This is a genomic window from Pseudomonas sp. E315, assembly GCF_055406205.1.
Genome location: NZ_JBUZPJ010000002.1, coordinates 392,528 through 403,746, shown reverse-complemented (window position 1 = coordinate 403,746; position 11,219 = coordinate 392,528). Strand labels below are relative to the sequence as shown.

The window sequence follows — 11,219 nt, the reverse complement described above, 5'->3', positions numbered from 1 at the left end:
ATCACGACCAACAGCTTCCAGAGTTGGTTTCTGGTATACATCACCGTTCTGAATAGACTGAGTCTGCACACTCTATGCGAATGCGCCTTATGTTATTGGGCGGCGGAAATGCTCTCGGGCAGGCGCTGATTCGCCTGGGTGCCGAGGAAGACATTAACTTCCTCGCCCCACGTCCACCGCAAGACGGTTGGGACGCTGCGAGCTTGACGCAACTGCTCGACGACACCCGCCCGGATGCCGTCATCAACCTTGCGTACTACTTCGACTGGTTTCAGGCGCTGTCAGTGAGCGAGACCCGCTTGGCTGGTCAAGAGCGCGCGGTCGAGCGTCTGGCCGAACTGTGCCAGCACCACAGCATTACGTTGTTACAACCTTCCAGCTATCGCGTTTTTGATGGCTCGCGTGCAACGGCCTACAGCGAAAAAGACGAGCCCATCCCGCTTGGGTTACGTGGTCAGGCGTTGTGGCGAATGGAGCAAAGTGTGCGGGCGATTTGTCCACAACACGTGCTACTGCGTTTTGGCTGGCTGCTCGATGACAGCCCCGATGGTGCCCTTGGGCGGTTTTTGGCTCAGGCTGAAAAGCCCGGCCAATTGCTGATGGCCGATGATCGACGGGGCAACCCGACGCCGGTAGATGACGCCGCACGGGTAATCATTTCGGTGCTTAAACAACTCGATTGCGCGGCCCCGCTGTGGGGCACTTATCACTACGCCGGGCATGAGGCCACGACGCCGCTGGCGCTGGGGCAAGCGATCCTCACCGAAGCGCGTCAATTGCATCCGCTGGCAATCGAAGCGCCCACCCCGCAAGCCCATGCTGCGCGGCCTGATGCGGCAGAAGAGCCTCAGCACGCGGTGCTGGCGTGCAAAAAAATTCTACACACCTTCGGGATCAAACCTCGCGCTTGGCGTGCAGGGCTCCCGATCTTATTGGACAGGTTTTATCGTCATGGTTGATGCCCCCATTTTAGTGACCGGAGGTGCAGGTTTTATTGGCTCCAATCTGGTGGACGCCTTGTTGGCAAAAGGGTACGCCGTGCGAGTGCTGGACGACCTGTCGACGGGCAAGCGCAGCAATCTGCCTTTGGATAATCCCAAGGTCGAACTGGTTCAAGGCGATGTCGCGGATGCGGCATTGGTTGCCCACGTCATGGCCGGTTGCCACGCCGTTGTGCATTTGGCTGCTGTGGCCTCGGTTCAAGCATCGGTAGACGACCCGGTGCGTACTCACCAAAGCAACTTCGTGGGCACGCTCAACGTCTGTGAAGCGATGCGCTTAACAGGCGTTAAGCGCGTTGTCTTCGCCTCAAGCGCTGCGGTGTATGGCAATAACGGTGAAGGCGAGTCGATTGTCGAAGACACCCCTAAAGCGCCTTTGACGCCTTATGCCTCAGACAAGTTGTCCAGTGAGTATTACCTGGACTTCTACCGTCGCCAGCATGGTCTTGAACCTGTGGTGTTCCGCTTTTTCAATATCTTTGGCCCACGCCAGGATCCGTCCTCGCCGTACTCCGGTGTGATCAGCATCTTCTGTGAGCGAGCACTCAAGGGCCTGCCGATTACCATTTTTGGTGATGGCGAACAGACCCGAGACTTCGTATACGTCGGTGATCTGGTGAACATTTTGCTTCAAGCCGTTGAAGCCAAGCAGGTTGAAGAGGGGGCGGTAAATGTGGGTTTGAACAAAGCCACGACCCTCAAGCAAATGCTCGAAGCATTGAGCGACGTGGTAGGCGAACTGCCACCCATCAGCTATGGCCCGGCTCGCTCGGGCGACATTCGCCATTCTCGTGCTGACAATACGCGCTTGTTGCAGCGCTTTAGCTTGGGTGAAACCACGCCCATGAATGTGGGGCTTGCCCAACTGTTGGGGCGCTAAAGCCGCAGGCTCAAAACGAAGAAAGGCGCCTCGAAAGGCGCCTTTTCTTTTAGGGCGGGTGACTTAGAACTTGTAACCCAGACCTACCATGTAAACCCACGGGTCTACATCAACGTTAACCTTGGCGCGGGTGCCAGTGCCGACCAGATTGTTATTCACGGTCGCGCGGGTATCGATGTCGATGTAACGCGCTTGGGCGTTGATCATGATGTTGTCAGTCAGCATGTAGTCAGCACCGATCTGCCATGCCACGCCCCACGTGTTCTTGGCTTTGAAGTTGTCGAAGCCATTGGCGCTGGCGCGGCTGCCCACGTGTTCGTCGTAGATCCAGGTGTAGTTGATACCAGCACCCACGTAAGGTTGGAACACCGACTTGGAATCAAGCGGGTAGTAAACAACGCTCAGGGTCGGTGGCAGGTGCTTGAGCGTACCCAGTTTGCCGTTGGCTTGCGGCAGGCTGGAGCCTTTGAGTTTGACGTCATGCTCAAACGGGGTCGCGGCCAGCAACTCGATCCCGATGTTGTTGGTGATCATGTAAGCAAAGTTCAGACCCAGCTGGGTGTCGCTGCTCATGGTCGCCTTGCCGCCCAAATCAGCGCCCGCCAACGAACCGCGATCGACCTTGATGCTGGAGCTGTCGGCTTTCGGGTTTACCGTAATTGCACCGGCACGCACGATGATGTCGCCTTCAGTGTGCGCATGGGCGAGGGGGGCAACGACGGCGAGCGCAAGCGCGGCTGCGCTGAGCAAAGACTTGTGCATGGGAGCTCCATTGGGATATTTAAAATTTATATAGCCAATGGTAATGAGCGCTTTGACGCACTCTGTTGACACAGCTCAATGAAAACGCGATGCCCTGAAAAATTGTGAAAATTATGTGAACTAGTTGTAATTCCACCGGTAGCAGCAGGCTGCGATCTGTTTAAAAAATCAAAAGATCGCAGCCTGCGGCCGTTTCTACGGGTTATTCCGGGAGCTCGTACACATAGATTTTTTGCGCATCCATTTGATAACCCGCGTCGGCCAATTCGCTGGTACTCGGCTTGACCTGCATCGCCCCTTCAATCCAGTAAGGCTGGTACAGCTCCTCGAGTTTGACCCCCACTTTGCTGGTCACATGCACGATCTGGTTGGACGGCGGAGGCGGCACGTGAATGCAGGCGCCAAAGTAAGGCACCAGCAAAAACTCGGTGGTTCTACCGTCCTCGTTGACCTCCAGTGGCACGATGTAACCCGGCAAGCGAATGTTCTGACCATTGAGTGCAGGCACCACGGGGGCGTTGGGCAGATCCTGTTTGGCGGCTGGCGCGGCCTCCGGGTCAAGATTGCCCAGTTGCGACAGGTCGTGCAGGGGAGCCATCTCGGGAACTTCTGGCGCAGCGTCGGGCGGAATCATCTCCGACCAGGTCAGCTCTTTCGGCTGGGCCGCCCATAAAGGCGTAGCGACCAGCAGTAACAGCGCCAGCAAGGCACGCCTCATAACAGACTTTTTCATAAAGCGGGGCTCATAAACGAATGGACAGGCCATCGGCCAGCGATTGTCGGTAAGCGCGCCAAGCAGGCACGCAGCCCATCAACAGGGCGGCCGCCAGAATACCGCCGAGCAGCGTCCATTCATATTCACTTGGCCAGGCCAGCGGCAAATACAGGCCGTAATGGGCTTGCACATACCCTTGCGCCACGGCAATACACACGTATAGCAAGCTGACGCCGGCCACTACGCCTGCCAATGCCAAGGCCAGCGCTTCAAACACCAACAACGTTGCGATGTGCCACGGGCGAGCCCCCACGGAGCGCAAAATAGCCATCTCGCGTCGGCGTTCATTGAGGCTGGTCAAAATGGCCGTGAGCATGCCAATCAACCCGGTTAACACCACAAACAGCGACACCACAAACAAAGCCTTCTCGGCAGTACTCATCAAACTCCAGAGTTCTTGCAGCGCCACGCCGGGCAGAATCGCAAGCATGGGCTCGCCGCGAAACTCATTGATTTCACGTTGCAGGGCGAAGGTCGAAATTTTGCTGTTCAGCCCCAGCATGAACGCAGTAATGGCTTGTGGCGTGAGGTCCATGTTGCGCGCTTGATCGGCGCTGACACGCCCGTTGCCACGAGCCGGTACGCCGTTATGCCAATCGACATGAATCGCTTCCATGCCGCCCAAACTGATATGCAGCGTGCGGTCTACGGGGGTGCCGGTGCGTTTTAGAATCCCGACCACGCTAAACGGTTTGTCGTCATGTTTAACCAAGCTGACTGCTGCTACGCCGTGGGCCAATACCAATTTGTCGCCCAACTTGTAGTGCAGCGCGTCGGCCACTTCGGCACCTAAAACCACCTCAAAAGGGTCAGTCGCAAAGGCGCGCCCGCTCGCCAATTCGAGGTTTTGTCGATGGCCGTATTGATAGTGTTCAAAGTACGCTTCGCTGGTGCCCATCACCCGATAACCGCGATGCGAGTCGCCCAAGGACATGGGAATCGCCCACTTCACCTTGGGGTTGTTGGCGAAGTGCTCAAAGCTGTCCCAGCGAATGTTGTTAGTGGCGTTGCCGATGCGAAACACGGAATACAGCAGCAAGTTAACCGAACCGGAGCGCGCGCCCACGATCAGATCGGTGCCACTGATAGTGCTGGCGAAACTGGCGCGGGCTTCGGTGCGCACGCGTTCAACGGCCAAGAGCAGGCACACCGACAGCGCGATGGCAAAAGCGGTCAGCAGGGCGGTAAAGCGTCGGTTAGCCAGACTGGCCAGCGCTAGACGAAACAAGTACATCTCAGACCTCTGCCGGGGTGGCGGCGCGGTTAAGTTCAGACAGCGACAGGTTGCGGTCGAACAGGGGCGCCAGGCTTTGGTCGTGGCTCACAAACAACAGGCTGGCCCCTGCTTCACGGCATTCGGCAAACAACAATTGGATAAAGGCTTCGCGTGCGTCGGCATCGAGGGCAGAGGTGGGCTCATCGGCGATGACCAGCTCAGGCTGGCCGATCAAGGCGCGTGCCGCCGCGACCCGTTGCTGTTGACCAATGGACAGCGAATCGGCGCGACGTTCCAGCAGTGCCGGGTCTTTGAGGCCCAAGTGCGCGAGCAGGGTGCGGGCTGCGTTGTCAACACTGCCGTGACGCTGGGCGGCTCGGCTGGCGCGCAATTTGGAAAAGTGACACGGCAGTTCAACGTTCTCGCGCACCGATAAAAAGGGCAGCAAGTTGAACTGCTGAAAGATATAGCCCGTGTGATCGACCCGAAACCGGTCGCGCGCACCAGAACCCAGCTCGCTTAACGCCTGACCCAACAAGCGGATGTCGCCGCGATTAGCCTTGTGCACCCCGCCGAGCAAACCCAGTAGCGTGGTTTTACCGCTCCCGCTGGGGCCTTTGAGAAACAAGGTTTCGCCGGGTTCAAGGCGAAATGCAGGAATATCCAGCAACACGGGCTGGCCCGGCCAACTGAAACTCAGGTCGCTCAGTTCAATGAGTGCTTGGGTCATGGGGAGTTAAAATCGCCTGCAATGGGTGTGTGTCGCGCGGGGCTTTTCTGTAGGAGCACGCTCGCTCCTACATGAAGGTTAAAACGTCATTTAAAACTTCACGATTGGTGCATTCGGTGTGACTTGCGCACCATGCTGACCGCCGCTGCCGATCACTTGTACCTGAATTTTTTGGGTGCCAGGGAACGTCTTGAAAAACTGGGCAAGGTCGAGGGTTTTCAACGCCTCAGGGTTTTGGCACGTGAACGCATAATGGGCTTCGATATCACTGTGATGGTGTTCTGTTTTGGTCTTGCTCGCGTCTTCTTCCGGGGCGGGATCGAACAGCGGGCTACTCAGGTCCTGTGCTTCAACGACGCAATTGGCAGTCTTCGGCAGACTGAACAGCTCCAGCGGTTTTTCTAGTTGAGCGCGGGCTGCGGCCACTTTGGCTTTGTCGGTATCGCTGGTCGCAACATGTTCAAACCCCACCAGATTCATCGACGGGCCGTCGATATCCAGCTCCAGTGTTTTGTCATCCAGCGCCACATTCAAACTGCCTGCGCCGTGCTCATGGGGCGCAAGGCTCTCATGTTCGTCGTGGGCATGAGCCATCGCCAGCGGCAACAAGGCAAGCGGCAAAGCAAGAAGCAAACGGCGCATAGCGTGACTCCAGTAGAAAGATGAAAATTTTGTTATGTAATCTTATAACAAGCGTTGCGAGAGTTTGCCCGTGTGCTTGGCGTTACGCAAGACGCGTGGGAGCATGCGCAGCAGAAATAATCAGGAGTTAAGCGATGGTGCGCATTCGCGGAAGTATCGGCGACTGGCCGGTGGATTTGACGATTGAACTGGATGACGAAGATTGGGCGAAGCTGGGCGCGCAACTGCACGTCACCGATGCGCCGGCCAGTCAGCCACTGGCCAAACCGGTGAATCAGGATGACGCCATGTGGGAAACCACTAAAAACCTACTGCGCCAAGCGGGCCAGATGAGCGGGCCTGAACTGTTAGGGCAACTTGAAGCGCTGACGGGCAGCACGGGCGCGGGCAAACGCTTGCTGGTGCGATTGCGTCATTGCAGCGAAGTGAAAGTGGTAAGCGGCGCAGACTCGCCGGTGTACAGCTGGATCGAATAACTCATTTCGGATTTTGTAGGCGCTGCCGAAGGCTGCGATCGGGCGCGAAGCGTCCGTAAACCTGACAACCCCATCTATCTGCCCCACCGCAGCGCCTGACTTTACGGCTGCTGCGCAGCCGATCGCAGCCTGCGTGCCTTGTCAGCTCCTACAGGGGGTCGGCGGTTAACCCGGACTTTGTAGGCGCTTGCGAAGGCTGCGATCTTTAACGATCAAAAGATCGCAGCCTGCGCCAACGCCTACGAAAGAGGCCTGCTAGTACAACGCAGCAAACAGCTTGCGGCGGTAAAGTGGTAAGCGGCGCAGACTCGCCGGTGTACAGCTGGATCGAATAACTCATTTCGGATTTTGTAGGCGCTGCCGAAGGCTGCGATCGGGCGCGAAGCGTCCGTAAACCTGACAACCCCATCTATCTGCCCCACCGCAGCGCCTGACTTTACGGCTGCTGCGCAGCCGATCGCAGCCTGCGTGCCTTGTCAGCTCCTACAGGGGGTCGGCGGTTAACCCGGACTTTGTAGGCGCTTGCGAAGGCTGCGATCTTTAACGATCAAAAGATCGCAGCCTGCGCCAACGCCTACGAAAGAGGCCTGCTAGTACAACGCAGCAAACAGCTTGCGGCGGTAAAGTGGTAAGCGGCGCAGACTCGCCGGTGTACAGCTGGATCGAATAACCCATTGCGGATTTTGTAGGCGCTGCCGAAGGCTGCGATCGGGCGCGAAGCGTCCGTAAACCTGACAACCCCATCTATCTGCCCCACCGCAGTGCCTGACTTTACGGCTGCTGCGCAGCCGATCGCAGCCTGCGTGCCTTGTCAGCTCCTACAGGGGATCGGCGGTTAACCCGGACTTTGTAGGCGCTTGCGAAGGCTGCGATCTTTAACGATCAAAAGATCGCAGCCTGCGCCAACGCCTACGAAAGAGGTCTGCTAGTACAACGCAGCAAACAGCTTGCGGCGGTAGGTGGTGACCAGAGGGTGGTCGTTGCCTAGCAGGTCGAACACTTGCAGCAACGTTTTGTGGGTGATGCCTTCGTTGTAGCTGCGGTTGCGAACAAACAGTTTCAGCAGGCCTTCAAGCGCGCCTTCGTATTGCTGGCGCGCCAATTGCTGAACGGCCAATTGGTAAGCGGCTTCATCGTCTTGTGGGTTTTGCGCAACGCGGGTTTTTAAATCAGCAACGTCCGGCAAGTCTGCGGCCTGACGCAAGAAGGTCAACTGCGCTTTGGCGCCCGCCAGTTCGGCTTTGTGCTCGTCGCCTTTGACGGCGTCCAGCACCGCTTGTGCTTCACTCAGTTCATTGCGCTCAGCCAGGCAGCGGCCATACAAAATCAGCGCTTTGGCGTTGCTGTTGTCTTCGGTCAGGATCTGCTTGAGCAGTGCTTCGGCATCTGCAAAACGGCTTTCGGCAAACAATGCCTGCGCTTGCTCCAGAGGATCGGCCGCTGCTGGCGCAGGCATTTCGACGTGAGGTTCAAGCATGGCGCGAATGGCAGACTCGGGCTGCGCCTCTTGAAAACCATCAACCACCTTGCCGTCTTTAAACAGCACAACAGTGGGCAGGGTACGAATGCCAATACGGCCAACGATGTCTTGCTCAACATCGCAGTTGACCTTGGCCAGCAGCAGTTCGCCCTGATAGTCCACGGCGATTTGCTCCAGAATCGGCAGCATCACCTTGCAAGGCGCGCACCACTCGGCCCAGAAATCCACCAAAACGGGTTGTTCGAAAGACGCTTCAACGACCTGTTTGTCAAAGTCAGCGGAGGTCACGTCGAAGCTGTAAGAAGTCGTAGGCTGAGTCATGGGTGTCTCGAAGCGGGTAAATGAAAGCAACTATAAAGGCTGTTCGGGCAGGCTGAAAGCCGGACGATCGCGCTGCGCGTGATACAGGCTCACGTTGCGAAACTCGTGGGGCTCGGCCAAGTCCGGCAAGGTCAGTGCTTTGAGCGTGTCGAGCTGTTGATACAGCGGGTGTTTGAAGTCGCGTACCCGTGAATCGGCTACGAGCGCTTGCTGGCCACGGGTTAAAAACTGATCAAGCAGTGGCAGGTTCTCTCGGTCGTAGAGCACGTCAGCCACCAAAATGAGGTCGAAACGATCTTGTTCGCCAAAGAAGTCGCTGGAGTAGCTGAGCTGTACCTCATTGAGTTCGGCATTCGCGCGGCACGCCGCCAACGCCAATGGGTCAAGGTCGCAGGCCAACACTTCCAGTGCGCCGGCCTTGGCGGCTGCAATCGCTGCCACCCCTGAGCCCGCGCCAAAATCCAGCACCCGTTTGCCGCGTACCCACTGGGGCTGCTCGGCCAAAAAACGCGCTAGCGCCAACCCGCTGGCCCAACAAAATGCCCAGTACGGCGGCTCATACAGAATGCGCCGGGTCTCGTCGGGGGTGAAGGCGCGGTCCATATTCTGGGCGTCAATCAGCCAAAGCTTGAGCGAGGTGCTTGGCAAGTCCGTGACCACAAGCCGGGCATCGCCCAGCAAGGCGGCTAATGACTGTTGCAGGTCGAGCGGCGTGTTCATGGTGCTTTGACGAACGCCAGTGTGCCCATGCCTTGAGTGGCGGGCTGACTGATGATTTTGGATGGCAGGTGCAAAATCAACTGCCCGGACTGGCTGGCGCGGCCCCGCAACTCAACTCGCGCACCTGCCGGGAAGGCCTGCGGGTTAAAGCGCAGTTTGAAAGGGAGCGGCTGGTTGTTGCCGATAATCTTACTGCTGGCCATCAACCCTTGCGGACGCCCGCGACTGTCGATCACCAACATTGCCAACTCAACCTCTGCCCCCGCGGGCACGCCGGTCAACACGCCACTTAGCTCTCGTTGATAGGCGGGTAGCGGCCCAAGATCAGCAGGTGCGTCTGTTTTTGGCTGCGCCAACGCAGGTGTTTGTGCCGTTTTTGGCGGCTCACTGCTACAGGCGACCAGCAAGCTGGCAAGGCACAGCAAAACAAGCGTTCGTAACGACATGGAAGGCTCCAGCGGCAGGTCAGTCGGGGTGTGTCTGTGTGTAAAACGTAGTCGGCGGACTGTATACCGTAAAGCCTATGTCTTGTCTTGCCAGAGGGATGCGCTAACATGGCGCTCCCCATTTTTTTGTTGCCTGCCACCATGCACTGTCCCTTCTGCGGTGCCAACGACACTAAAGTCATCGACTCGCGTCTGGTTGCCGAGGGCGACCAGGTGCGCCGCCGGCGTGAATGCCTGGCCTGTGGTGAGCGTTTCACCACCTTTGAAACAGCTGAGTTGGTGTTACCGCGCCTTATCAAGCAAGACGGCAGCCGTCAGCCTTTCGATGAAGAAAAGCTGCGCGCCGGTATGCAGCGTGCGCTGGAGAAGCGCCCCGTCAGTGTGGAGCGCCTTGAAGCCGCGCTGGCCCATATCAAAAGCAAACTGCGGGCCACGGGCGAGCGTGAAGTTAAATCGTTGGTTGTTGGCGAACTGGTCATGGGCGAGCTGCAAAAGCTCGACGAAGTGGCCTACATCCGTTTTGCTTCTGTCTATCGACGCTTTCAGGACTTGAACGAGTTCCGCGAAGAAATCGACCGACTTGCCCGTGAGCCATCAAAGAAATGACTGTGTCTACTGAGCAAGCTGTTTTAGACGCCCATTACATGGCGCGCGCCATCGAGCTGGCCCGTAACGGTCTGTACACGACCCACCCTAATCCGCGTGTGGGCTGTGTGATTGTGCGTGACGGGCAGGTCGTCGGCGAAGGCTGGCACGTGCGCACTGGCGAGCCCCATGCCGAAGTTCACGCGTTACGCGCGGCGGGTGAGCTGGCGCGAGGGGCCACCGCCTATGTCACGCTTGAGCCGTGCAGCCATCATGGGCGCACCCCGCCGTGTGCCGAAGGTTTGGTTAACGCCGGTGTGGCTCGGGTGGTTGCGGCCATGCAAGACCCTAACCCTGAAGTCGCCGGGCGCGGTCTCAAGCGTTTGGCCGACGCTGGCATTGAAGTGCGCTGCGGCGTGCTTGAAGGTGAAGCGCGGGCGTTGAACCAAGGCTTTTTGAAACGCATGGAACACGGCCTACCGTATGTGCGGGTCAAACTGGCCATGAGTCTGGACGGGCGCACGGCGATGGCCAGCGGCGAAAGCCAATGGATCACCGGCCCGGCAGCGCGATCAGCCGTGCAGCGACTGCGGGCACAGGCCAGCGTCGTATTGACCGGCGCAGACACCGTATTGGCCGACGGCGCTCGCCTGACCGTTCGTGCTGATGAACTGGGCTTGGACGCCGAGCAAACCGCACTGGCGTTAAGTCGTCCGCCATTGCGGGTGCTGATTGATGGCCGTTTGCGGGTGCCGCTGGATGCGCCGTTCTTCAAGGCCGGCCCGGCGCTGGTCGCCACCTGTGTGCCACCCGCCGAGCAATACAGCACGGGGCCTGAGTGCTTGGTGCTTGCGGGCGACAATGGCCAGGTCGATTTGCGTCAGCTCCTGGTTGCGCTGGCGGCTCGCGGCGTCAACGACGTGTTGGTGGAGGCTGGGCCGCGCTTGGCCGGCGCCTTTGCTGAGCAGGGGTTGGTCGATGAATATCAGATTTTTGTCGCCGCCAAGTTTTTGGGCTCAACGGCCCGGCCTTTGCTGGAACTGCCATTGACCCGCATGAGCGAGGCTACAACGCTCAAAATTATTGAAATGCGAGCGGTAGGGGATGACTGGCGAGTGATTGCCATACCTGTGCCATCAGCGAGCGTATAATTCTCAGCCTTCGTTTTACGCAGGCTTGGTTCTC

13 protein-coding genes are annotated in these 11,219 nt (G+C 58.2%); 5 read left to right on the top strand and 8 right to left on the bottom strand.

What is annotated here, in order from left to right; genetic code table 11:
• Positions 1 to 74 precede the first annotated feature (74 nt).
• Both ACZRJQ_RS05140 and ACZRJQ_RS05135 read left to right on the top strand, forming a co-directional pair.
• Positions 75 to 959 carry a sugar nucleotide-binding protein gene (locus tag ACZRJQ_RS05140; RefSeq protein ID WP_463977322.1) on the top strand — a complete coding sequence of 295 codons (885 nt, stop codon included), beginning with the start codon at positions 75 to 77 and terminating at the stop codon, positions 957 to 959.
• The gene (locus tag ACZRJQ_RS05135) at positions 952 to 1,881 is read left to right on the top strand and encodes an NAD-dependent epimerase/dehydratase family protein (protein ID WP_463977321.1); all 930 of its coding nucleotides are present in this window, start codon (positions 952 to 954) and stop codon (positions 1,879 to 1,881) included. The genes ACZRJQ_RS05140 and ACZRJQ_RS05135 overlap by 8 nt, the downstream gene beginning before the upstream one ends.
• A gap of 63 nt (positions 1,882 to 1,944) precedes the next feature.
• Here the strand turns inward: ACZRJQ_RS05135 and ACZRJQ_RS05130 are convergent, their stop codons facing one another.
• The 5 genes from ACZRJQ_RS05130 to ACZRJQ_RS05110 all read right to left on the bottom strand — a co-directional run bounded on the left by ACZRJQ_RS05130 (position 1,945) and on the right by ACZRJQ_RS05110 (position 6,006).
• Positions 1,945 to 2,643 (bottom strand): OmpW/AlkL family protein, encoded by a 699-nt coding sequence (locus tag ACZRJQ_RS05130; RefSeq protein ID WP_463977320.1) that lies wholly within the window; start codon positions 2,641 to 2,643, stop codon positions 1,945 to 1,947.
• 202 nt (positions 2,644 to 2,845) lie between these two features.
• Positions 2,846 to 3,376, bottom strand: coding sequence for a DUF3299 domain-containing protein (locus ACZRJQ_RS05125; RefSeq protein ID WP_463977319.1), 531 nt, complete (start codon positions 3,374 to 3,376; stop codon positions 2,846 to 2,848).
• Between the two features lie 10 nt (positions 3,377 to 3,386).
• Positions 3,387 to 4,652 carry an ABC transporter permease gene (locus tag ACZRJQ_RS05120; RefSeq protein WP_463977318.1) on the bottom strand — a complete coding sequence of 422 codons (1,266 nt, stop codon included), beginning with the start codon at positions 4,650 to 4,652 and terminating at the stop codon, positions 3,387 to 3,389.
• A gap of 1 nt (position 4,653) precedes the next feature.
• On the bottom strand, positions 4,654 to 5,364 hold the full coding sequence (locus ACZRJQ_RS05115; RefSeq protein WP_463977317.1) for an ABC transporter ATP-binding protein: 711 nt from the start codon (positions 5,362 to 5,364) through the stop codon (positions 4,654 to 4,656).
• A 90-nt stretch (positions 5,365 to 5,454) separates the two neighbouring features.
• On the bottom strand, positions 5,455 to 6,006 hold the full coding sequence (locus tag ACZRJQ_RS05110) for a DUF2796 domain-containing protein (RefSeq protein WP_463977316.1): 552 nt from the start codon (positions 6,004 to 6,006) through the stop codon (positions 5,455 to 5,457).
• A gap of 134 nt (positions 6,007 to 6,140) precedes the next feature.
• Between ACZRJQ_RS05110 and ACZRJQ_RS05105 the strand changes: the two genes are divergently transcribed.
• Complete coding sequence (locus ACZRJQ_RS05105) at positions 6,141 to 6,482, top strand: hypothetical protein (RefSeq protein WP_463977315.1); 342 nt, start codon at positions 6,141 to 6,143, stop codon at positions 6,480 to 6,482.
• 925 nt (positions 6,483 to 7,407) lie between these two features.
• Here ACZRJQ_RS05105 and ACZRJQ_RS05100 read toward each other — a convergent pair.
• The 3 genes from ACZRJQ_RS05100 to ACZRJQ_RS05090 are packed head-to-tail and all read right to left on the bottom strand — an operon-like array spanning position 7,408 to position 9,449.
• Positions 7,408 to 8,283, bottom strand: a complete 876-nt coding sequence (locus ACZRJQ_RS05100) for a tetratricopeptide repeat protein (RefSeq protein ID WP_463977314.1) — start codon at positions 8,281 to 8,283, stop codon at positions 7,408 to 7,410.
• A gap of 30 nt (positions 8,284 to 8,313) precedes the next feature.
• The gene (locus ACZRJQ_RS05095; protein ID WP_463977313.1) at positions 8,314 to 9,003 is read right to left on the bottom strand and encodes a class I SAM-dependent methyltransferase; all 690 of its coding nucleotides are present in this window, start codon (positions 9,001 to 9,003) and stop codon (positions 8,314 to 8,316) included.
• On the bottom strand, positions 9,000 to 9,449 hold the full coding sequence (locus tag ACZRJQ_RS05090) for a YbaY family lipoprotein (RefSeq protein WP_463977312.1): 450 nt from the start codon (positions 9,447 to 9,449) through the stop codon (positions 9,000 to 9,002). Before ACZRJQ_RS05090 ends, ACZRJQ_RS05095 begins: the two co-directional genes overlap by 4 nt.
• 141 nt (positions 9,450 to 9,590) lie before the next feature.
• On the opposite strand from ACZRJQ_RS05090, the gene nrdR reads away from it, so the two are divergent.
• Both nrdR and ribD read left to right on the top strand, forming a co-directional pair.
• Complete coding sequence (gene nrdR, locus ACZRJQ_RS05085; RefSeq protein ID WP_463977359.1) at positions 9,591 to 10,055, top strand: transcriptional regulator NrdR; 465 nt, start codon at positions 9,591 to 9,593, stop codon at positions 10,053 to 10,055.
• Positions 10,052 to 11,185, top strand: a complete 1,134-nt coding sequence (gene ribD / locus ACZRJQ_RS05080; RefSeq protein ID WP_463977311.1) for a bifunctional diaminohydroxyphosphoribosylaminopyrimidine deaminase/5-amino-6-(5-phosphoribosylamino)uracil reductase RibD — start codon at positions 10,052 to 10,054, stop codon at positions 11,183 to 11,185. The genes nrdR and ribD overlap by 4 nt, the downstream gene beginning before the upstream one ends.
• Positions 11,186 to 11,219: the final 34 nt, after the last annotated feature.

Excerpts from the sequence above, each read along its gene's own strand:
- ACZRJQ_RS05140 (WP_463977322.1), top strand. The coding sequence starts at position 75 with ATGCGAATGCGCCTTATGTTATTGGGCGGCGGAAATGCTCTCGGGCAG.
- ACZRJQ_RS05135 (WP_463977321.1), top strand. The coding sequence starts at position 952 with ATGGTTGATGCCCCCATTTTAGTGACCGGAGGTGCAGGTTTTATTGGC.
- ACZRJQ_RS05130 (WP_463977320.1), bottom strand. The coding sequence starts at position 2,643 with ATGCACAAGTCTTTGCTCAGCGCAGCCGCGCTTGCGCTCGCCGTCGTT.
- ACZRJQ_RS05125 (WP_463977319.1), bottom strand. The coding sequence starts at position 3,376 with ATGAAAAAGTCTGTTATGAGGCGTGCCTTGCTGGCGCTGTTACTGCTG.
- ACZRJQ_RS05120 (WP_463977318.1), bottom strand. The coding sequence starts at position 4,652 with ATGTACTTGTTTCGTCTAGCGCTGGCCAGTCTGGCTAACCGACGCTTT.
- ACZRJQ_RS05115 (WP_463977317.1), bottom strand. The coding sequence starts at position 5,364 with ATGACCCAAGCACTCATTGAACTGAGCGACCTGAGTTTCAGTTGGCCG.
- ACZRJQ_RS05110 (WP_463977316.1), bottom strand. The coding sequence starts at position 6,006 with ATGCGCCGTTTGCTTCTTGCTTTGCCGCTTGCCTTGTTGCCGCTGGCG.
- ACZRJQ_RS05105 (WP_463977315.1), top strand. The coding sequence starts at position 6,141 with ATGGTGCGCATTCGCGGAAGTATCGGCGACTGGCCGGTGGATTTGACG.
- ACZRJQ_RS05100 (WP_463977314.1), bottom strand. The coding sequence starts at position 8,283 with ATGACTCAGCCTACGACTTCTTACAGCTTCGACGTGACCTCCGCTGAC.
- ACZRJQ_RS05095 (WP_463977313.1), bottom strand. The coding sequence starts at position 9,003 with ATGAACACGCCGCTCGACCTGCAACAGTCATTAGCCGCCTTGCTGGGC.
- ACZRJQ_RS05090 (WP_463977312.1), bottom strand. The coding sequence starts at position 9,449 with ATGTCGTTACGAACGCTTGTTTTGCTGTGCCTTGCCAGCTTGCTGGTC.
- nrdR (WP_463977359.1), top strand. The coding sequence starts at position 9,591 with ATGCACTGTCCCTTCTGCGGTGCCAACGACACTAAAGTCATCGACTCG.
- ribD (WP_463977311.1), top strand. The coding sequence starts at position 10,052 with ATGACTGTGTCTACTGAGCAAGCTGTTTTAGACGCCCATTACATGGCG.